Origin of the sequence: Sulfurivermis fontis, assembly GCF_004001245.1 — a bacterium.
In the GTDB taxonomy this organism is placed as follows: domain Bacteria; phylum Pseudomonadota; class Gammaproteobacteria; order Thiohalomonadales; family Thiohalomonadaceae; genus Sulfurivermis; species Sulfurivermis fontis.
The window spans coordinates 1527582-1546253 of record NZ_AP018724.1; the positions used below are offsets into that span (position 1 = coordinate 1527582).

Annotated in this window: 20 protein-coding genes and 4 tRNA genes; 15 read left to right on the plus strand and 9 right to left on the minus strand. The window is 63.9% G+C overall.

Annotated features, from left to right (window positions below):
* Nucleotides 1-73: 73 nt before the first annotated feature.
* The 8 genes from rsxC (at nucleotide 74) to ppsR (ending at nucleotide 8148) form a co-directional block, all read left to right on the plus strand.
* On the plus strand, nucleotides 74-1414 hold the full coding sequence (rsxC, locus tag EP379_RS07835) for an electron transport complex subunit RsxC (RefSeq protein WP_127477278.1): 1341 nt from the start codon (nucleotides 74-76) through the stop codon (nucleotides 1412-1414).
* A complete protein-coding gene (locus EP379_RS07840) occupies nucleotides 1414-2469 on the plus strand; it encodes an RnfABCDGE type electron transport complex subunit D (protein WP_172600419.1) in 1056 nt (351 codons plus the stop codon). Before rsxC ends, EP379_RS07840 begins: the two co-directional genes overlap by 1 nt.
* Entirely contained in the window at nucleotides 2466-3140 is a 675-nt protein-coding gene (locus EP379_RS07845) for an RnfABCDGE type electron transport complex subunit G (protein WP_127477280.1), read from the plus strand. The genes EP379_RS07840 and EP379_RS07845 overlap by 4 nt, the downstream gene beginning before the upstream one ends.
* The gene (gene rsxE, locus EP379_RS07850) at nucleotides 3140-3793 is read left to right on the plus strand and encodes an electron transport complex subunit RsxE (RefSeq protein WP_127477281.1); all 654 of its coding nucleotides are present in this window, start codon (nucleotides 3140-3142) and stop codon (nucleotides 3791-3793) included. The genes EP379_RS07845 and rsxE overlap by 1 nt, the downstream gene beginning before the upstream one ends.
* Entirely contained in the window at nucleotides 3783-4367 is a 585-nt protein-coding gene (locus EP379_RS07855) for an electron transport complex protein RnfA (RefSeq protein WP_127477282.1), read from the plus strand. The genes rsxE and EP379_RS07855 overlap by 11 nt, the downstream gene beginning before the upstream one ends.
* A complete protein-coding gene (locus EP379_RS07860; protein WP_127477283.1) occupies nucleotides 4367-4570 on the plus strand; it encodes a hypothetical protein in 204 nt (67 codons plus the stop codon). The genes EP379_RS07855 and EP379_RS07860 overlap by 1 nt, the downstream gene beginning before the upstream one ends.
* 87 nt (nucleotides 4571-4657) lie before the next feature.
* Entirely contained in the window at nucleotides 4658-7033 is a 2376-nt protein-coding gene (gene ppsA, locus EP379_RS07865) for a phosphoenolpyruvate synthase (protein WP_127477284.1), read from the plus strand.
* A gap of 272 nt (nucleotides 7034-7305) precedes the next feature.
* Entirely contained in the window at nucleotides 7306-8148 is an 843-nt protein-coding gene (gene ppsR, locus EP379_RS07870; protein ID WP_127477285.1) for a posphoenolpyruvate synthetase regulatory kinase/phosphorylase PpsR, read from the plus strand.
* A 90-nt stretch (nucleotides 8149-8238) separates the two neighbouring features.
* Here the strand turns inward: ppsR and EP379_RS07875 are convergent.
* The 7 genes from EP379_RS07875 to EP379_RS07905 form a co-directional block, all read right to left on the minus strand.
* A tRNA-Leu gene (locus EP379_RS07875) sits at nucleotides 8239-8325 on the minus strand.
* 60 nt (nucleotides 8326-8385) lie between these two features.
* Nucleotides 8386-8459: transfer RNA gene (locus EP379_RS07880), tRNA-Cys, on the minus strand.
* 70 nt (nucleotides 8460-8529) lie between these two features.
* A tRNA-Gly gene (locus tag EP379_RS07885) sits at nucleotides 8530-8605 on the minus strand.
* A gap of 43 nt (nucleotides 8606-8648) precedes the next feature.
* The gene (gene pgsA / locus EP379_RS07890; protein WP_127477286.1) at nucleotides 8649-9248 is read right to left on the minus strand and encodes a CDP-diacylglycerol--glycerol-3-phosphate 3-phosphatidyltransferase; all 600 of its coding nucleotides are present in this window, start codon (nucleotides 9246-9248) and stop codon (nucleotides 8649-8651) included.
* Nucleotides 9249-9254: 6 nt separating this feature from the next.
* Complete coding sequence (uvrC, locus tag EP379_RS07895; RefSeq protein ID WP_127477287.1) at nucleotides 9255-11096, minus strand: excinuclease ABC subunit UvrC; 1842 nt, start codon at nucleotides 11094-11096, stop codon at nucleotides 9255-9257.
* A 48-nt stretch (nucleotides 11097-11144) separates the two neighbouring features.
* Entirely contained in the window at nucleotides 11145-11783 is a 639-nt protein-coding gene (uvrY, locus tag EP379_RS07900; protein ID WP_172600420.1) for a UvrY/SirA/GacA family response regulator transcription factor, read from the minus strand.
* 138 nt (nucleotides 11784-11921) lie between these two features.
* A tRNA-Ser gene (locus EP379_RS07905) sits at nucleotides 11922-12011 on the minus strand.
* A 157-nt stretch (nucleotides 12012-12168) separates the two neighbouring features.
* Between EP379_RS07905 and EP379_RS07910 the strand changes: the two genes are divergently transcribed.
* Genes EP379_RS07910 through aat form a run of 3 tightly spaced genes read left to right on the plus strand, consistent with a single transcriptional unit; the run spans nucleotide 12169 to nucleotide 14719 of the window.
* Complete coding sequence (locus tag EP379_RS07910) at nucleotides 12169-12837, plus strand: Bax inhibitor-1/YccA family protein (protein WP_127477289.1); 669 nt, start codon at nucleotides 12169-12171, stop codon at nucleotides 12835-12837.
* 59 nt (nucleotides 12838-12896) lie between these two features.
* Nucleotides 12897-14048: a GNAT family N-acetyltransferase gene (locus EP379_RS07915; RefSeq protein WP_127477290.1), complete on the plus strand. Its 1152-nt coding sequence runs from the start codon at nucleotides 12897-12899 to the stop codon at nucleotides 14046-14048.
* Nucleotides 14045-14719, plus strand: a complete 675-nt coding sequence (gene aat, locus EP379_RS07920) for a leucyl/phenylalanyl-tRNA--protein transferase (RefSeq protein WP_127477291.1) — start codon at nucleotides 14045-14047, stop codon at nucleotides 14717-14719. Before EP379_RS07915 ends, aat begins: the two co-directional genes overlap by 4 nt.
* On the opposite strand, the gene EP379_RS07925 is transcribed toward aat, so the two are convergent.
* Both EP379_RS07925 and EP379_RS07930 read right to left on the minus strand, forming a co-directional pair.
* Nucleotides 14716-15498, minus strand: coding sequence for a TrmH family RNA methyltransferase (locus EP379_RS07925; protein WP_127477292.1), 783 nt, complete (start codon nucleotides 15496-15498; stop codon nucleotides 14716-14718). The two genes, aat and EP379_RS07925, sit on opposite strands and share 4 nt — an antisense overlap.
* Complete coding sequence (locus EP379_RS07930) at nucleotides 15495-16913, minus strand: NAD(P)/FAD-dependent oxidoreductase (protein ID WP_232023995.1); 1419 nt, start codon at nucleotides 16911-16913, stop codon at nucleotides 15495-15497. Before EP379_RS07930 ends, EP379_RS07925 begins: the two co-directional genes overlap by 4 nt.
* Here EP379_RS07930 and EP379_RS16680 point away from each other — a divergent pair.
* From EP379_RS16680 to infA, 4 genes are all read left to right on the plus strand, one after another.
* Entirely contained in the window at nucleotides 16896-17108 is a 213-nt protein-coding gene (locus EP379_RS16680; RefSeq protein WP_232023996.1) for a hypothetical protein, read from the plus strand. The two genes, EP379_RS07930 and EP379_RS16680, sit on opposite strands and share 18 nt — an antisense overlap.
* Before the next feature lie 113 nt (nucleotides 17109-17221).
* Nucleotides 17222-17959: an arginyltransferase gene (locus EP379_RS07935; protein WP_127477294.1), complete on the plus strand. Its 738-nt coding sequence runs from the start codon at nucleotides 17222-17224 to the stop codon at nucleotides 17957-17959.
* A 53-nt stretch (nucleotides 17960-18012) separates the two neighbouring features.
* Entirely contained in the window at nucleotides 18013-18246 is a 234-nt protein-coding gene (locus EP379_RS07940; RefSeq protein WP_127477295.1) for a hypothetical protein, read from the plus strand.
* 183 nt (nucleotides 18247-18429) lie between these two features.
* On the plus strand, nucleotides 18430-18648 hold the full coding sequence (gene infA, locus EP379_RS07945) for a translation initiation factor IF-1 (RefSeq protein WP_127477296.1): 219 nt from the start codon (nucleotides 18430-18432) through the stop codon (nucleotides 18646-18648).
* Nucleotides 18649-18672 lie beyond the last annotated feature (24 nt).

The following is an 18672-nucleotide window of genomic DNA, read 5'->3' on the forward strand; positions in this document are numbered from 1 at the left end:
CTCCCCGTTTTGGGGAGAGGATTTTTTTCGGACCGGGCCGGGGAACAGTAAAGATTTCGACACCGAGGTACAGATGACACTGCTACGCTGGTTCGGACGGAAGACCTTCTCCCATGGGGTCCATCCGCAGGCCCACAAGGAGGACACGGCGGACAAGCCGATCCGCCGCCTGCCGTTCGCGCCGCGCATGATCGTCCCGCTGGCCCAGCATTTGGGCAAACCTTCGCGCGCCACCGTCAAGGTCGGACAGGAGGTGGTGCGCGGCCAGCCCATCGCCGAGGCTGACGGCTTCATGTCGGTACCACAGCATGCACCCGCCACCGGCGTGGTGGAAGCCATCAGACTGATGCCGAGCGCCCAGGGCCCCCGCGTCCCCGCCATCGTCATCCGCGTCTACGAGGCCTCCAATCAGGAGGTGCTGTGGCGCACACCACGCGACATGAATGCACTGACGCCAGAACAGATTATCCAGGCGGTACAGGATACCGGCCTGGTCGGTCTGGGCGGTGCCGCCTTCCCTTCCCACGTCAAGCTCAAGGTACCGTCAGGCGCCGTCATCGACACCCTGATCGTCAATGGCTGCGAATGCGAGCCCTACCTCACCACCGATCACCGTGTGATGCTGGAACAGGGCCCGGACCTGATCCGCGGCACGCAATACGCCATGCGCGTGGTCGGCGCCAGACAGGCGATCATCGGCGTGGAAGACAACAAACCCGATGCCATCGCCGCGATCCGCCGGCACCTGCCTGCCGACGGCAGCATCCGTGTGGAAGCGGTGGAAACCAAATACCCGCAGGGTGCGGAGAAGATGCTCATCACCTCCCTGCTCGGCCGCGAGGTGCCCTCCGGCGGCCTGCCGGCGCAGATCGGTGTGGTGGTCAACAACGTCGGCACCCTCACTGCCCTGGGCCGGTTGTTGCCGCGCGGCGAAGGACTCATCGAACGCGTCATCACCGTCGCCGGTCCCGGTGTGAAAAAGCCCGGCAACTATCTGGTGCCCATCGGTACACCGCTGCGCTTCGTGCTCAACCATGTCGGCTTCAGCGGCAGCGAACAGGAGGTGATCCTGGGTGGGCCGATGATGGGCAATGCGGTCGCCTCGCTGGACGTGCCGATCACCAAGGGTTCCTCCGGCGTGCTCGTGTTGTCCAACAGCGAGATTCAGGCCGAGACGCGCCGTATCCACCCCTGCATCAAGTGCGGCAAGTGCGTGGCGGCCTGCCCCATGCACCTCAACCCCACCCAGCTGGGCCTGCTCGCCGCCAAGCGCGAATATGACGTGATGGCGGAGCGCTTCCATCTCAAGGACTGCATCGAGTGCGGCTGCTGCAGCTTCGTCTGCCCCTCGTCCATTCCGCTGGTGCAATACTTCCGTATCGCCAAGTCCATCCTGCGTGAGCGTGCTGCCTGATGAACAAGCCGCAACAACCGCATATCGAACTCCGCACCTCGCCGCACGTCAAGGCGGCACCGACGGTGGAGCAGATCATGCGCAACGTGGTCTATGCGCTGCTGCCCATCGCCGCCTTCGCGGTGTGGCAGTTCGGCATCAGCGCCCTGGCCCTGATCCTCGTCGTCACCGGCAGTTGCCTCGCCACCGAATATGCCTTCTCGCGCAGCGCCGGCCGCGGCAATACCCTGAGCGACTGGAGCGCCGCCATCACCGGCCTGCTGCTGGCCCTCACCCTGCCGCCGGGCTTTCCGCTGTGGATGGGCGCGGTTGCCGGCTTCATCGCCATTGCCCTGGGCAAGACCCTGTTCGGCGGCCTCGGCTACAACGTGTTCAATCCCGCCCTGGTGGGCCGCGCCTTCGTGCAGGCGGCCTTCCCGGTCGCCATCACCACCTGGACGCCGGCCGGCCTGCCCGGCCGCTTCGTGGAGTTCATCCCCACCACCCTGGCCCTGCCCTTCATGACGCCGCCGGCGGTGGGCGAATGGAGCAAACAGCAGGTGGACAGTTTCAGCGGCGCCACGCCGCTGGCGCAGTGGAAATTCGAGGGCGTCATTACCAGCACCAGCGACCTGTTCACCGGCATGGTGGCCGGTTCCGCGGGCGAGACCTCGGCCCTGCTGATCCTGCTGTGCGGTATCTATCTGGCGGCGCGGCGCATGATGGACTGGCGTATCCCCAGCGCGGTCCTGCTTGGCGCCTTCGTCACCGCGCTGGTGTTCCATCTGCTCAATGACCAGCACTACCCGACGCCGCTGTTCGTGCTGTTCTCCGGCGGCCTGATGTTGGGCGCGCTGTTCATGGCCAGCGACATGGTCGCCTCGCCGGTGACGCCGTGGGGCGTGTGGATCTACGGTCTGTTCATCGGCGTGCTCACCGTCATCATCCGCTACTTCGGCGGCCTGTCCGAGGGCGTGATGTATGCCATCCTACTCGGCAACGCCCTGTCGCCGCTGATCGAACACATCACCCAGCCGCGCATCTACGGTGCGCGCAAGAGTGGAGCCAAATCATGAGCAGCACGGCACCGCTCCCCGCCGCGCCCGCTTCCAGCAGCCGCATGATCCAGGTGCTGGGCGGCATCGCCATGCTGTCCGGCTTTCTGGTGGTGCTGACCTACCAGCTCACCCTGCCGCGCATCGAGGAAAACCGTCAGCGTGCCATCGAGCGCGCCGTATTCCAGGTGTTGCCCGGCGCCACCACGCGACGCGACTTTCTGGTCGACGACAACGGTGTGCGCCCGGCCAGCGAGGGCGGCAGCGGCACCAGGGTGTACGCCGCCTATGACGCCGACGGCCGGCTCAAGGGCATCGCCGCCGAGGCCGGTGCGCGCGGCTACCAGGACATCGTGCGCATCCTCTACGGCTACGACCCGGCCTGTGAGTGCATCACCGGCTTTGCCGTGCTGCAGTCGACGGAAACCCCTGGTTTGGGCGACAAGATCGTCAAGGACGCCAAGTTCCTCGCCAATTTCCCGCTGGACGCGCGCCTCGCCGCCGACGGCAAACAACTGGCCAACGCCATCGTCACCGTCAAGCACGGCACCAAGACGGGGCCGTGGCAGATCGATGCCATCTCCGGCGCCACCATCACCTCCACGGCGGTGGGCAAGGGCCTGAACAACAGCGCGCAGATGCTGCTGCCGCGCCTGCATCCGCATGTCGACCAACTGAAGGTACAACCCTGATGGCCGGGCGCAAGAGAGACGACAGAATCACCGCCGATACCTTCCTCGAAGGCATCTGGCGCGAGAATCCGGTCTTCGTGATGCTGCTCGGCATGTGTCCGGTGCTGGCCGTCACCAACTCGGTGATGAACGCCATCGCCATGGGCGTGGCCACCACCTTCGTGCTGATCGGCTCCAGCACCCTGGTGTCGCTGCTGCGCAACGTGATCCCCAAGCAGGTGCGCATCGCCACCTACATCGTGATCATCGCCACCTTCGTCACCATCGTCGACTACATCATCCAGGCCATCAGCCTGGACCTGTACAACGCGCTGGGCGCCTTCATCCAGCTCATCGTGGTGAACTGCATCATTCTCGGCCGCGCCGAGGCCTTCGCCTCCAAGAACCGTCCGCTCAAATCCATCGTCAGCGGCCTCGGCATGGGCAGCGGCTTCACCATCGCCCTGCTCTGCCTGGGCAGCGTGCGCGAACTGCTGGGCAGCGGCACCCTGCTCGGCTTCAACGTGTTCGGGTCCCAGTTCGAGCCCTGGGTGGTGATGATCCTGCCGCCGGGCGGCTTCTTCGTGCTGGGTGCCTGGCTGCTGCTGTTCAACTGGCTGCGTGAACGCAAGGCCCGTCTGGAGCTGAAGGAGGAGACCGTCCATGCACGCTGATTCCCTCACCTTCATCTTCCTCAACGCCGCCATCGTCAACAATTTCGTGCTGGCGCTGTTCCTCGGCATCTGCCCGTTCCTCGGCGTCTCCGCCAAGCTGAAGACGGCGGTATCCATGGGCTTCGCCACCACCCTGGTGATGCTGATCAGCTCCATCTGCGCCTATGCCATCAACAACCTGCTAGTGGCCTATGACCTGGAGTTCCTGCGCCTCATCAGCTACATCGCGGTGATCGCCTCCGCCGTGCAGCTGGTCGAGATGAGCATGAAGAAGTTCAGCCCGGCGCTGTTCCGCGCCCTCGGCATCTTCCTGCCGCTGATCACCACCAACTGCGCCATCCTCGGCCTGGCCCTGTTCCAGACCGCCAAGGAATACAACTTCGTGCAGTCGGTGAGCTACGCCCTGGGTGCCGGCGCCGGCTTCATCCTGGCCCTGGTGCTGATGGCCGGGCTGCGCGAGAAGCTGGAGCTGGCCGAAGTGCCGAGCATCAGCCAGGGCGCGGCGCTCAGCCTGATGCTGGCCGGCATCCTGTCGCTGGCCTTCATGGGCTTTGCCGGCCTGGGGGCGCACTGATGCTGAAGCAATTTCTCATGGCCGGCGGTGCTATCCTGATGTTGTTGCTGGGATGGATCGCCGTACAGAAGATGGCGCGGGCCTTTGCCCGCCGTCATCCCGAGTTCGGTGCCTACCGTGAGGCCGGCACCGGATGTGGAACCGGCAAATGCGCCTGTGCCAGTATTGACCACTGCCGCAAGCGCGATGCCGATCTTCAATAACGACAGGGGTTCCGGACAACGGACCGGCCTAGGGGAATGGTGATGACCTCCATGATCCAACCACCAATCGAGCAAAGGGGTGTAACAGTGGACGAACGCGTAATCTGGTTCGAGTCTCTCGGCATGGATGATGTGGCGCGGGTGGGCGGCAAGAATGCCTCCCTGGGCGAAATGATCCGGGGGCTAACCGCCGCCGGCGTGCGCGTGCCGGAAGGCTTTGCCACCACCTCTGCCGCCTTCCGCGAATTCCTGCGTCATGGCCACCTGGCCGAGCGCATCAATGCCCGCGTCAGCAAGCTCGACGTCGACGACGTCGAGGAACTGGCCCGCGCCGGCGCCGAGATCCGCCAGTGGATCATCGACACCCCCTTCCCCGACTCGCTCAACGCCGCCATTACCGCCGCCTGGCGCAAGATGGAGGAGAAGGCCGGCGGCGAACTCGCCGTCGCCGTGCGCTCCTCCGCCACCGCCGAGGACCTGCCCGACGCCTCCTTCGCCGGTCAGCAGGAGACCTACCTCAACGTGCGCGGCCTGGACAATGTACTGACGGCGATCCACCACGTATTCGCCTCGCTTTACAACGACCGTGCCATTGCCTACCGTGTACACCACAATTTCGAGCACCATGAAGTCGCGCTGTCCGCCGGCATCCAGCGCATGGTCCGCTCCGATATCGGTGCCGCCGGCGTGATGTTCACTCTCGATACCGAGTCCGGCTTCCGCGATGCGGTGTTCATCACCGGCGCCTACGGTCTGGGTGAAACCGTGGTACAGGGCGCGGTGAATCCGGACGAGTTCTACGTCTACAAGCCCGCCCTCGCCGCCGGCAGGCACGCCATCCTCAGCCGCAAACTGGGCAGCAAGGCGATCAAGATGATCTATAGTGACAGCTCCGCCCACGGCAAGACCACCAAGACGGTGGACGTGGCGGAGTCCGAGCGCCAGCGCTTCTGCCTCAGCGACGAGCAGTTGCTCGACCTGGCGCGTCAGGCGGTGATCATCGAAAAGCACTATGGCCGCCCGATGGACATCGAGTGGGCGCTGGACGGCACCGACAACAAGGTCTACATCGTGCAGGCCCGTCCCGAGACGGTGAAGAGCCGCAGCAACGGCCAGATGATCGAGCGCTACCGCCTGAAGGAAAAGGGTGAGGTGCTGTCCCAGGGCCGCGCCATCGGCCAGCGCATCGGCGCCGGTCCGGCGCGCATCATCATGGACATCTCGCAGATGAGCGCGGTGAAGCCCGGCGACGTGCTGGTCACCGACATGACCGACCCGGACTGGGAACCGATCATGAAACGCGCCTCCGCCATCGTCACCAACCGTGGCGGCCGCACCTGCCACGCGGCGATCATCGCCCGTGAACTGGGCATCCCGGCGGTGGTCGGCTGCGGCGACGCCACCAAGCACATCAAAGACGGCCTCGATGTCACCGTCTCCTGCGCCGAAGGCGACACTGGCCACATCTACAAGGGCAAGCTGGACTTCGAGGTACAGCGCGCCGATGCCGGCAAGATGCCGGACCTGCCGGTGAAGATCATGATGAACATCGGCAACCCGGGCCATGCCTTCGAGTTCGCCAACATCCCCAACGCGGGCGTCGGTCTCGCCCGTCTGGAATTCATCATCAACTCCACCATCGGCGTGCACCCGAAGGCGCTGCTGGATTTCGACAACCAGAGCGACGACATCAAGCAGGCCATCCACAAGCGCATGGCCGGCTACCGCGATCCGGTCAGCTTCTATGTCGAGAAGCTCACCGAGGGCATCGCCACTCTCGCTGCCGCCTTCAACCCCAAGCCGGTGATCGTGCGCATGTCGGACTTCAAGTCCAACGAATACGCCAACCTGCTGGCCGGTGAAGGCTACGAGCCGCACGAGGAAAATCCGATGATCGGTTTCCGCGGCACCTCGCGCTACCTGTCGCCGGATTTCCGCCCCTGCTTCGAACTGGAATGCCGCGCCATCCGCAAGGTGCGCGACGAGATGGGCCTGACCAACGTCGAGGTGATGATCCCCTTCTGCCGTACCCTGGAAGAGGCGGATCAGGTGGTCAAGCTGCTGGCGGAGAATGGCCTGAAGCGCGGCGAGAACGGCCTGCGCGTGATCATGATGTGCGAGATCCCGTCCAACGCGGTGCTGGCCGACGAGTTCCTCGAATACTTCGACGGCTTCTCCATCGGCTCCAACGACATGACCCAGCTCAGCCTCGGTCTGGACCGCGACTCCGCCCTCATTGCCCATCTGTTCGACGAGCGCAACCCGGCGGTGAAGAAGCTGCTCAGCATGGCGATCAAGGCAGCTCGTGCCAAGGGCAAGTACGTCGGCATCTGCGGCCAGGGCCCGTCCGACTATCCCGACCTGGCAGACTGGCTGGTGAAGGAAGGCATCAGCAGCGTGTCGCTCAACCCGGACACCGTGGTCGATACCTGGCTGTACATCGCCAGCCAACAGGGTAAATAAAAAACCAGATACAAGAGCAAAGAGGCAAGATACAAGGGATGGAGTACGCTGCGCGCACGGTTGTTTGGATCCACAATCAACACGAGCGCAGCGAGTTCATTCCCTTGTATCTTGTCACTTGTATCTTTTATGTCTGTTTCTGGTGATTCGATTTGCTAACCTGTCGCTGATAAGCAGTTCGTAGGATGGGCAAAGCGAAGCGTGCCCATAGGGCCACCGTAACCGAAAACCGATGGGCACGCTTCGCTTTGCCCATCCTACAGGCACCTCTCATGCCAGAAGCAAACCTGCAGCACCGCCCCGTCTTCTTCGTCTCCGACCGTACCGGCATCACCGCCGAGACCCTCGGCCACAGCATGATGACGCAGTTCGACGGCGTGGAGTTCAGCTACACCCGCCTGCCCTTTCTCGACACCGCCGAGAAGATGGCCGAGGCGGTGCAACGCATCAACGGGGTGATGGAGCAGGATGGCGTGCGTCCCATCGTGTTCAGTACCCTGGTGGACACCGCTTTGCTGGAACAGATGCGGCGTGACTGCCGCGCCCTGGTGCTCGACTTCTTCGACGCCTTCAATGCGCCGCTGGAGGCCGAATTGGGCATCAAGGCCGCCCACGTCATGGGCCGCTCCCACGGCATGGGCAATTTCGCCAACTACACCGCGCGCATCGAGGCGCTCAACTTCGCCCTCGCCAACGACGACGGCGTCAGCACCCGCAACTACGGCTCCGCCGACATCGTCCTCATCGGCGTGTCGCGTTCCGGCAAGACGCCGACCTCGCTGTTCCTCGCCCTGCAATACGGCGTCTATGCCGCCAACTATCCGCTCACCGAGGAAGACCTGCAGCTACGCGCCCTGCCCGAAGCCCTGCGCCCGCACCGCGACAAGCTGTTCGGTCTCACCATCGATCCCGATCGCCTGCAACAGATCCGCAGCGAACGCCGCCCCAACAGCCGCTACGCCCAGTCCACCCAGTGCCAGTTGGAGGTGGATGCGGTGGAGAGCCTGTACCGCAAGGAAGGTATCCGCTTCCTCAACACCACCCACATGTCCATCGAAGAGATTTCCACCACCATCCTGCAGACCGCAGGCCTGAAGCGCCGGCTTTCCGGCTGAGGCGGCAAGGACAAGGAGAAGCGGATCAGCCATGCCGCGCTGGATTGCACTGCATCACTGAAGCAGACCGGGGATAGCGAAGGAAGGGGATGGTGCCCGGGACCGGAATCGAACCGGTACGGTGTTGCCACCGAGGGATTTTAAGTCCCTTGCGTCTACCAATTTCGCCACCCGGGCAGGGGTGTGACGTGCGCAATTCTACCGGGACTGCCGCTACTTCAAGAAAGAGAAATTAAGTGGAGGCTGGACCCGGAATCGAACCGAGGTACACGGCTTTGCAGGCCGCTGCATAACCACTCTGCCATCCAGCCGAAACTGCTGTGGCGCCGCCGGCGCCGAAATGAAAAACCCCGGGCAGCTACTTGTCCGGGGTTTCGGAATTGGAGCGGGAAACGAGACTCGAACTCGCGACCCCAACCTTGGCAAGGTTGTGCTCTACCAACTGAGCTATTCCCGCGCTGCCAAATGAGCCGCCTATTTTAGTGATGGCGCGCCTGCTGTCAAGCGCCTTTTTGCTCATCTGCCGCTGTTTTTTTGCCATCCAGCAACACCGGCCAGGCGGCCATCAGATACACCGTCATCGACCACAGGGTCAGCACCGCCGCCACATACAACAGCCAGAAACCCAGTTCCGCTGCATCGATACCGTATAGCGGCTTGCGATACAGCAACAGCAGCAGGGCCACCATCTGCGCCGTGGTCTTCACTTTGCCGATGTAGTTCACCGCCACCTTGCGCGTGGCCCCCACTTCCGCCATCCACTCACGCAGGGCGGAGATGGTGATCTCGCGGCCGACGATGATGGCCGCCGGCAGTGCCATGAGGATGCCGTGATAGTCGGTCGGATTGCGATCCACCAGCAGCACCAGCGCGGTGGCCACCATCAGCTTGTCGGCCACCGGGTCGAGGAAGGCGCCGAAGGCGGAGGTGGCGCCGAGGCGCCGCGCCAGATAGCCGTCCAGCCAGTCGGTAGCGGCGGCCAGGGCGAAGATGGCGGTGGTGATCAGATGCGACCAGCCGACAGGCAGATAGAAGAACAGTACGAATACCGGGATCAGGGCGATGCGCAGCAGGGTCAGGCTGTTGGGGATGTTGAGCATCGGACCTTATTCCGGGTGCAGGGCGTCGTAAATGCGTTGCGCGAGCTGGCGGCTGATGCCATGGACCTTGGCCAGGTCTTCTACACCGGCGCGCGCTACCTCCTGTAGTCCCCCGAACTGGCGCAGCAGCTGCTGGCGGCGTTTGGGGCCGAGTCCGGGGATGTCTTCCAGGCTCGATGTACGCCGCGCCTTGGCCCGGCGCTGGCGGTGTCCGGTGATGGCGAAGCGATGGGCCTCGTCACGTACCTGCTGGATCAGGTGCAGGGCCGGCGATTCAGGCGGCAGTATAGTGGGCGCCTCCCCCCCGGACAAGACAAGCTGCTCCAGCCCCGCCTTGCGCGTCGGTCCTTTGGCCACACCCACTACCAGGATGCCCGCCACCGCCAGTTCCTCCAGCACCTCGTGGGCCTGCTGCACCTGGCCGAGGCCGCCGTCGATAAGCAGGATGTCCGGCGCCCTGCCCTCGCCCTCCTGCAGACGACGGAAACGGCGCGTCAGTGCCTGGTGCATGGCGGCATAATCATCGCCCGGGGTGATGTCCTCGATGTTGTAGCGGCGGTAGTCGGACTTCACCGGACCCTCCGAGTCGAACACCACACAGGAGGCCACGGTGCGCTCGCCCATGGTATGGCTGATGTCGAAGCACTCGATGCGCTGCGGCATGGCCTCCAGATGCAGCGCCTCCTGCAAGGCCTCGAAACGTCCCATCAGATTGGCCTTGGAGGCCAGATGAGCCGCCAGCGCATGCTCCGCATTGTTGCGCGCCATCTCCACCCAGCGCGCCCGCTCGCCGCGCAGGCGGCTGCTGAGGAGCACGCGGCGTCCGGCCTGCTGGCTCAATACCTCGGCCAGAGCATCCTCCTCCTCCAGGGACTGGCCCAGCAGGATCTCCGGCGGGATCGGCCGCTCGCCCGGGGTATCCGCCAGATAATGCTGCGACAGAAAGGCGCCGAGCAGTTCGGCCGGATCGGCCCCGGCGGCGTTGCGCGGATAGAAGGTCTTGTTGCCGAGATTGTGGCCGCCGCGGATGAAGAACACCTGCACGCAGGCGGCACCCGCCGCGGTGGCCACGGCGATGACGTCACAGTCGGCACCGGCATTGCCGCTGACATACTGCCGCTCCTGTACCCGGCGCAGGTTGGCGATCTGGTCGCGGTATACAGCCGCGGTCTCGAAATCGAGCTCCGCCGCCGCGGCCTCCATGCGCCGCACCAGTTCGTCGATCACCTCGCTGTTCTTGCCCTCCAGGAACATCACCGCATGGCGCACGTGTTCCTGATAGCGCTCGGCCGTCACCAGGCCGACACAGGGACCGCTGCAGCGCTTGATCTGGTATTGCAGGCAGGCGCGGCTGCGGTTGCTGTAGAAGGTGTTGTCGCACTGACGTACCGGGAACAGCTTTTGCATCAGGTTGAGGCTTTCGCGCACCGCATTGGAGCTGGGATAGGGGCCGAAGTAGCGGCCGCGGCCACCGCGCTTGCCGCGGTAAAAGCTGAGGCGCGGAAACTCATCGTCGGACAGATGGATGTAGGGATACCCCTTGTCGTCACGCAGCAGGATGTTGTAACGCGGCTGCAGCGCCTTGATCAGGTTGTTTTCCAGCAGCAGTGCCTCACCCTCGGTGTGGGTTACCGTCACTTCGATATGCTGGATCTGCGCCACCAGTGCCTGGGTCTTGACGCTGTGGTCGCCCCGGGCGAAGTAACTGGAGACGCGTTTCTTGAGGTTGCGCGCCTTGCCGACGTAAAGAATTTCACCGGCAGCGTCGTACATGCGGTACACGCCGGGCCGCGCGGTAAGCGACTTGAGAAAGGCCTTGCTATCGAAGGGAGAAAGCGGTGCGGACATGCACAGACTTTAACAGAAGGAACCCGCGACGGAGTCCGGCGGCAGCCGTCAGCTGATGTTGTCCAGCATGCCGTGGCGCATGGCCAGGCGTGTCAACTCGGCATCGGTGCGCACGCCGAGTTTTTCATACAGCCGGTAGCGATAGGTGCTGATGGTCTTCGGGCTTAGGCAAAGCTGGGCGGAAATATCGGCCATCTTGTTGCCCTGCATCAGCATCATCATCACCTGCAGCTCACGGCGCGACAAGCGCTGGAAGGGTGATTCGGTACCGGGCAGCAGGGACAGGGCCAGGGACTGGGCAATGGTCGGACTGATATAGCGCTTGCCATTGGCCACCTGCTGGATGGCCTGGACCATCTCATCCACATTGCAGCCCTTGCTCAGATAACCGACAGCGCCGGCCTTGAGGAGTTGGCTGGGGAAGGGATCGTCGGTGTGAACGGTGAGTACGATGACCTTGATGTCGGGATAGGCATGCACCAGGCGACGGGTGGCCTCCAGACCGCCGATGCCGGGCATGCTGACATCCATCAGCACCACATCGGGCTGGAACTTGCGTACCGAGTCGATGGCGGCCTCGCCGCTATCGACCTCGGCATAGACCTTGATGCCCTTGACGTCACCGAGCAGGCGCCGGATCCCGGTGCGCACCAGTTCGTGGTCGTCAACCAGCAGGACATTGATCATGGAGGATTCTTGGGTGTCCGGACAATCAACCGCAGAACATACAGGATTTGCCGCAATAATCAAGACTGCCCCGGCGGGCATTAGATAAGGGCACCAGAAGACCTGCAGGACTGTGATGGAGATCACATGGCGGCAAGATGGCGGAGAGGGTGGGATTCGAACCCACGGTAGACTCGCATCTACAACGGTTTTCAAGACCGCCGCTTTCAACCGCTCAGCCACCTCTCCGGAGGAGGCGGAAGGATACCTTATCCGCCCCGCCCTCTGCCAGCGGGTTGACCTTCCCGTCCGGCCCGCTATCCTGTCGGCAGCTAGTCGGGAACCTGAGCCCCATCGCTACGGTCACAGATTCCAGTTGCAACCAATAACAAACCGAGGAGTAGCCATGCGTTCCAACGAGTTTGCCGTTGCCCGCCCGACCACGGCGGCGCAGGAAAGCAACAAGCTGATCCGCAATACCTACACCCTGCTGTCGATGACGCTGTTGTTCAGCGCCTTCACCGCCGGCCTGTCCATGGCCCTGAACCTGCCCCACCCGGGCCTTCTCATCACCCTGGCAGGTTATTTCGGCCTGCTCTTCCTCACCACCAAGCTGCGCAACAGCGTCTGGGGCCTGGCCGCCGTTTTCGCCCTCACCGGCTTCATGGGCCTGACCCTCGGCCCCCTGCTCAACGCCTACCTGCAACTGCCCAACGGCACCGAACTGGTGATGACCGCCATGGGGATGACCGGGGTCATCTTTCTCGGCCTATCCGCCTACGCCATCAGCACCCGCAAGGACTTCAGCTTCATGGGTGGATTCCTGATGGCCGGCATCCTGGTGGCCTTCCTGGCCGGCCTGGCGGCCTTCTTCTTCAGCCTGCCGGGGCTGGCGCTGGGCGTTTCCGCCATGTTCGTGCTGCTGATGTGCGGCCTGATCCTGTACGAAACCAGCAACATCGTGCACGGCGGCGAGACCAACTACATCATGGCCACGGTGACCCTGTACGTCAGCATCTACAACCTGTTCACCAGTCTGCTGCATCTGCTCGGCGCCTTCAGCGGCGACGACTGAGTCCAGCCCCGACCGGAAAAAACCCGCCTCGGCGGGTTTTTTCATTTATTGGCCCAGCCATGACCATTCAAGTGGTGCGAGAACTCTCGGCTATCCCCGCCGACGCCTGGAATGCCCTGGAAGGGGGCATCAGCAACCCCTTCCTGCGCCACGAGTTCCTGTCCGGCCTGGAGCAGCACCGCTGCGTCGGCGACCACTGGGGCTGGCGACCACGCCATCTCGTCCTGCGCGGCGACGACGGCACCCTGCTCGGTGCCGCGCCCCTGTACCTGAAGGACAACTCCTACGGCGAGCTGGTGTTCGACTGGGCCTGGGCCGAGGCCTACCAGCGCAGCGGCCTGCGCTACTACCCCAAGCTGGTTTCCGCCATCCCCTACTCCCCCATCCCCGGCCCGCGCCTGCTGGTGATGCCTGGCGTGGAGCGCGACAATGCCGAACAGCAACTCATCGCGGGAGCGCACGAGCTCCTGCGCGAGGAGTCCGCCTCCTCGCTGCACTGGCTGTTTCCCGACGATGCGCAGATGGACAGCCTGGAGCGACACGGCTTCCTGCGCCGCACCGGCTGCCAGTATCACTGGTTCAACCACGGCTATGAGTCGTTCGAACACTATCTGGAGCGATTCACCCGCGACCGGCGCAAGAAGGTGAAACAGGAGCGCCGCCGGGTGCGCGATGCCGGCATCGAAATCGAGGTACTGCACGGCGACGAGATCAGCGCCGCGCAATGGGCGGTGTTTCACCGCTTCTATGCGAGTACCTACGACAAGCGCGGCGGCTATCCGACGTTGACGCTGGAATTCATGCAGGCCATCGGCCGCGAGCTGCCGGACAACATCGTGCTGGTACTGGCGAAGCATCGCGGCGAATATGTGGCCGGAGCACTCAATCTGCGCTCACACGATACCCTGTACGGCCGCCACTGGGGCTGCCGGGAGGAGTTCAACAGCCTGCACTTCGAGGCCTGTTACTATACCGGCATCGATTACTGCATCAGCCACGGCCTGCAACGCTTCGAGCCGGGCGCCCAGGGTGAACACAAGGTCTGGCGCGGCTTCGAGCCGACGCCGGTGTGGTCGGCCCACCATCTGGTCCATCCGGGGTTTGCCGAGGCGATCAGCCGTTATCTGCAACAGGAACACCAGGCGATGTCCGAACAGATGCGCGAACTGCGCAGCCATCTGCCGTTCAAGGAATCCGACACGACACCATGACCGGCCGCGGCCCCTACTGGCTCGACCCCGCAGACCGCAGCCATGCCTTCCCCCCGGTGGAGCATGCCCTGCACGAACCCGACGGCCTCCTCGCCGTCGGCGGCGACCTGGCGCCGCAGCGCATCCTGAATGCCTATCGTCACGGCATCTTTCCCTGGTTCAGCCCCGGCCAGCCCATTCTGTGGTGGTCACCGGACCCGCGCGCGGTGCTGTTTCCCGACAAGCTCAAGGTGGCGCGCAGCCTGCGCAAGACCATCAACAAGGGCAGCTATCAGGTTCGTTTCGATACGGCCTTTGCCCGCGTGATCCGCGCCTGCGCTGAGACACCGCGTCGCGGCCAGAACGGCACCTGGATCACCGAAGAGATGCAGCAGGCCTACATCCGTTTGCATGAGATGGGTTACGCCCACTCGGCGGAGAGCTGGCAGGGCGAGGAACTGGTGGGTGGGCTGTACGGCATCCGCCTCGGCCGCGTGTTCTACGGTGAATCCATGTTCAGCCACAAGACCGACGCCTCGAAGGTGGCCTTCGTACATCTGGTGCGGAAACTACAGGCAGAAGGCGTGGTACTCATCGACTGCCAGGTCACCACCGACCACCTGCTCAGCCTCGGCGCGGAAGAGATCCCGCGCCGGCGATTTATCGAGCTACTCCGCCAATACGCCGTTTAGTCTCTGGTGAGTTGCCGCACACGTTCGAACAGGCACACCGCCACTGCGGCGGCGACGTTGAGCGACTCGACCTTGCCGGGCATCGGGATCTTGACCTGCCGGGTGGCGCAGGCTGACAGTTCGGGTGACAGTCCGGCGCCTTCGTTGCCGAACAGAAAGGCTACCGTGCCGCGCAGATCGATATCGTAGAGGGAATGCGTGGCATCCAGCCGGGTAGCGAGTACCAGTGAAAAATTCCGCACCACCTCGACCATATCCTGCTGTTCGAAAATGGCGACAGAGAAATGCGCGCCCATACCGGCACGCAGGGCCTTGGGCGACCAGGCCTCGGCACAGCCCCGGGAGAGAAACACCGCATCGCAGCCGGCGGCCGCCGCCGTGCGGATGATGCTGCCGAGATTGCCCGGATCCTGGATGTTCTCCAGCAACACCGCGCAACGATGATCACCGTGAGACGGCGCAACAATGTTCAGCAACGCCAGTACACCGGTCGGTGTCTCCACCGGCGCGATGGCGTCGAACAGCGCCGGTGTCAGCAGCAACTGCGCAACCTGTGGAAAGCGCGCCAGACAGGCGCCGTTCTCCGCCGCCTCCTGCGCCCCCTCGCGCACCACCAGCAGTTCGGGGCTGCCGCCGGCATCGGCCAGTGCATGCAGCAGGTGCACGCCGTCGAGCAGCGTCTGCCCGGCCTTGCGCCGCGCGCGCGCGCTCGTCGCCAGTTTCTTCAGTTGCTTGAACTGCGGATTGTCGGCCGAAGTGATGTGCTTGAAGGCACTCATCGCGCCGCCTGCGCCACCATGTCCAGGGCCAGCGCCTCCGCCACCTTGATGCCGTCCACCGCAGCCGACAGGATGCCGCCGGCATAACCGGCACCCTCGCCGGCCGGATACAGCCCACGCACATTGAGACTCTGCAAGGTGACATCGTCGCGCCGGATACGGATCGGTGAGGAGGTGCGCGTCTCCACGCCGGTGAGCACGGCATCGGCGCGGGCAAAACCGCGGATCTGTTTCTCGAAGGCCAGGAGCGCCTCGCGCAGTGCCGCGATGGCGTAGTCCGGCAGGGCGCTGCTCAGGTCGGTAAGATGCACGCCCGGCGTGTAGGACGGCTGCACCTCGCCGAAGGCGGTCGACGGCCGCCCGGCGAGGAAATCGCCCACCAGTTGCCCCGGCGCCTGATAGTTGCGCCCGCCCAGCTCGAAGGCGCGCGCCTCCAGCTGTTCCTGCAGGGCGATACCGGCCAGCGGATCGCCGGGGTAGTCCCGCTCCGGCGTGATACCGACCACGACGGCGCTGTTGGCGTTGCGCTCGGCGCGCGAATACTGGCTCATGCCATTGGTCACCACATGCCCTTCTTCCGAGGTGGCGGCCACCACCTGGCCGCCGGGGCACATGCAGAAGCTGTATACCGTGCGACCATTCTTGCAATGATGTACCAGCTTGTAATCGGCGGCCCCCAGCGCCGGATGGCCGGCCTGCGGACCGAAACGGCAACGGTCGATCATCGACTGCGGGTGCTCGATGCGAAAGCCGATGGAGAACGGTTTGGCCTCGATATACACGCCACGGCGATGCAGCATACGGAAGGTATCGCGCGCACTGTGGCCGATGGCGAGGATCACATGGTCGGCAGCAACGCGCTCGCCGGTGGACAATAGCAGCCCCTTGATCGCGCCATCGGTGATTTCCACGTCGTCGACGCGGCTGTTGAAACGGAACTCGCCACCCAGCGCCTCGATGCTGGCACGGATCTTTTCCACCATGCTCACCAGGCGGAAGGTGCCGATGTGCGGCTTGCTGATATAGAGGATTTCCTCCGGCGCACCGGCCGCAACGAACTCGGTGAGCACCTTGCGCCCCAGATGGCGCGGATCCTTGATGCCGCTGTGCAGCTTGCCGTCGGAGAAGGTGCCCGCCCCGCCCTCGCCGAACTGCACGTTGGACTCGGGGTTGAGCTTCCCTTCGCGCCACAGCGCCCAGGTGTCCTTGGTGCGCTCGCGTACCGGTTTGCCGCGCTCGAGGATGATGGGGCGAAACCCCATCTGCGCCAGAAGCAGGCCGGCCATGAAGCCGCACGGCCCGGTACCGACCACCACCGGGCGGGTGGCAAGGCGTGGCGGAGCCTGCGTGACGAACTGATAGGTGGTGTCAGGTGCTGGATTGACGTGGGGGTCGGCATGAAATTTCTGCAACAACGCCGCCTCATCGTCGACCGCCACATCCAGTGTGTAGATGAATACGATGTGGCCACGCTTGCGCGCATCGTAGCCGCGGCGGGCGACATGTACGCCATGCAGCGCCTGCGACGCGATGCCAAGTCGCTGCAGGACGGCGTCGCGGAGATCATCCTCGGCGTGTTCGAGCGGGAGCCGGATTTCGGTGAGTCGTAACATGCCCTGTGTTGCCTGACCAAAAAATAGTGCTACATGTTAGCCTGTTTCCTCCGGCAAACCCACACAACGCGCGTGGAGGCGGCGCGTGATTCCTGTGTTATGTTTTCTCCATGACCAGTCCCCACGCCTTTTCCGCTCTGCCGGCCGATCTGGTGTTCTACGCCAGCCCGCCGCACGAATGCAGCTACCTGCCCGAACGCGAGGCCGTGACCCTGTTCGCCGATCCGCATTCACCGATGAGCCCGTCGCTGTACAGCGTGCTGGCCGAGCTGGGTTTTCGCCGCAGCGGCAACTATGTCTACCGGCCGCGTTGTCCCACCTGCGACGCCTGCCGCCCGGCGCGCATCCCCGCCGCGGAATTCACTCCGGACCGCAGCCAGCGCCGTACCTGGCAGCGCAACCGTGACCTCGCCGTTTCGGTCCTGCCCGCGGAATACCATGAAGAGCACTATCAGCTCTACCGCAAGTACATCCACAGCCGCCATGCCGACGGCGGTATGGACGTCGACGACCCGGCACGTTACCTGGATTTTCTCGGCAGCCGCTGGATGGACACCCGCTTCGTGGAGTTCCGCCTCCAGGGGCGTCTGCTGATGGTGGCAGTCATCGACCTGATGCGTGACGGCCTCTCCGCCGTCTATACCTTTTTCGACCCGGACGCGGCCAGCCGCAGCCTGGGCACCCATGCGGTGCTGTGGCAGGTGGAAGAGGCGCGCTGGCGCAACCTGCCCTATGTCTATCTGGGCTACTGGATCAATGAGTCGCCGCGCATGGCCTACAAGAAACGTTTCCGCCCTCTGGAGATATACAGAAGTGGCGGCTGGCAAAAGCTCGCATTGGAACGCTGACCGCCTACACTTACAGGCAGCATGGTCACTCAACACCATGCAGAGGAGGCAGCATGCTTAGCTTCGTCTATCGGCTGGCCCATACCTTCGAGCGGGAACATGGCTACCGTCCCAACCTGCTCTACCTCAACCACCGTCACTACCGGGCCCTGGAGGCCGATCTCCCTGCCGATGCCGCCCGTGGCACCCTGCGGGAACGCCTGGGCATGGAGATCGTGCTGACCGAAGAGGTCGTGCATCCCCATGTGGCCTGGACACGGCTGATCTGGCAGCGGGCCGCCGGCTGAGCGCCATGGCGGTTACGGCGGCCGGCCCCATGGCCGGTAGGTTACCCCTTTCCCCTCGAACGGGATAAATCTTTGCCTTGTAACGCAAAATAAGGCACACTAGCGGGCTAATTAGTGGCCTGTGGTCCCCAAGTCCACCACACGCCCGGCATCCCCTTTCGAGCGAGGCGCAAGCAACACCGTATGGCGAAGGAAGAAGGCATTGAAATGGAAGGCACGGTCATCGAGACCCTGCCCAACACCATGTTCCGCGTGGAGCTGGAGAACGGTCACATCATCACCGCCCACATCTCCGGCAAGATGCGCAAGCACTACATCCGCATCCTCACCGGCGACAAGGTCACCGTACAGGTCACCCCCTATGACCTGACCAAGGGCCGCATCACCTTCCGCGCACGCTAGGAATACAGGTACGGGTTGCGAAGG